This window comes from Streptosporangium sp. NPDC051023 (genome assembly GCF_040689595.1).
In the GTDB taxonomy this organism is placed as follows: Bacteria; Actinomycetota; Actinomycetes; order Streptosporangiales; family Streptosporangiaceae; genus Streptosporangium.
Map to the genome: position 1 here is coordinate 1 of NZ_JBFBCE010000268.1, position 1,136 is coordinate 1,136.

The window sequence follows — 1,136 nt, forward strand, 5'->3', positions numbered from 1 at the left end:
GGGGAGCGAGGCGGTGTGCTGGGGTGCCCGGCCGCGGGTGGCGGCTGGGCTGGTGGGAGTGGCGCGGTCAGGCGCCGCTGCCTCAATCAAGACGCCACCCCCGCCAGGTGCCGGCGTGCCCGAGCGCGAGCCGCCAGCAGGTAGCCACGAGACACCCTGAGCCGTTTCGCGGCAGTCTCGACGGTCGCACCTGCAGCGATCAGCCGCTCTGACCTGCGGAGCAACGCCAGAGCGCGGACAGGCTTCTTACGCTTGCGTTTCTGCGGGCCGTTGGGTGCTGCCGTGCGTGCTTTTGCCTGGATGGCGCGGCGTCGTAGACGCGTCATGCCGCCCCACACGCCGTACAGCTCATGGCGGAGGGCGTACTCGCCGCATGCCTGCACGATGGGGCAGCCCCTGCACAGGGCCGCCGCCGCGTCGTTGGTGAGGTTGTCCACGAAGAAGCGGTCCGGGTCGCCGGTACGGCAGGGGCCACGCTGCGTCCAGTCGACGGTCATGACGCCGCCTCCTTGCGGAGGCCTTGCGGGGTCGCGGCAGGGTCGTCGATGTTGTCCCACGCCAGTGGCGACGCCCACCCCTTCGCCGCAGCTTGGCGGCGCAAGGTACGGACGATACGCGCTTCCACACCACAGGTGGCGGGGTCGACGAGGCACAGCCGCCGGTAGGCGTCCGTGACCCGGCGGGCGGTGGCCACCGTGACGCGGGCAGGAGGAACCGACGACATGATCACCAGGAGACGGTCCCGGCCCACACCGCTTTCCCGGCTGATCAACGACGCCGGATACCCCATCGCCGACAAGGCGTGTAAACGGCGGCGGGTCCCGAGCGCCAGCGTCAAACCCGGCCGGTCAAGACTGTGCGGCCGTACAGCCAGCAGCGCTGCCTGGGTCCGTGGCCGAACGGTCTTCTTGCCGCCGTACAGCAATTCGCTGACGGTACTCGCGCCCAGGCCAGCTTCATGCGCGATGCTCGGCACATCCATGCCGTGGTTGCGGAGCATCACGACGTGCTGCCTGCACCGGTCAGCATCGACATCCGGCTGGTGAGTACCAAGGATGGCCGCGACCCGCTGCTGGGCCCGGTACCGTGTCGCAGCCTTACGGCACTTCGCGCACCGGCAACCCGCCCCCGGCTGG

2 protein-coding genes are annotated in these 1,136 nt (G+C 70.2%); both read right to left on the bottom strand.

The window, feature by feature from the left end; all coding sequences use genetic code 11:
• Positions 1-86: 86 nt before the first annotated feature.
• Positions 87-497 (bottom strand): WhiB family transcriptional regulator, encoded by a 411-nt coding sequence (locus AB0395_RS48610; protein ID WP_366295189.1) that lies wholly within the window; start codon positions 495-497, stop codon positions 87-89.
• Positions 494-1,136 (bottom strand): hypothetical protein (locus AB0395_RS48615; RefSeq protein WP_366295191.1); only part of this gene is annotated, 643 nt, incomplete at its 5' end. The genes AB0395_RS48610 and AB0395_RS48615, both read right to left, overlap by 4 nt.

What these genes read in the sequence shown, in the direction of transcription:
- AB0395_RS48610 (WP_366295189.1), bottom strand. Translation starts at nt 497, where the DNA reads ATGACCGTCGACTGGACGCAGCGTGGCCCCTGCCGTACCGGCGACCCG.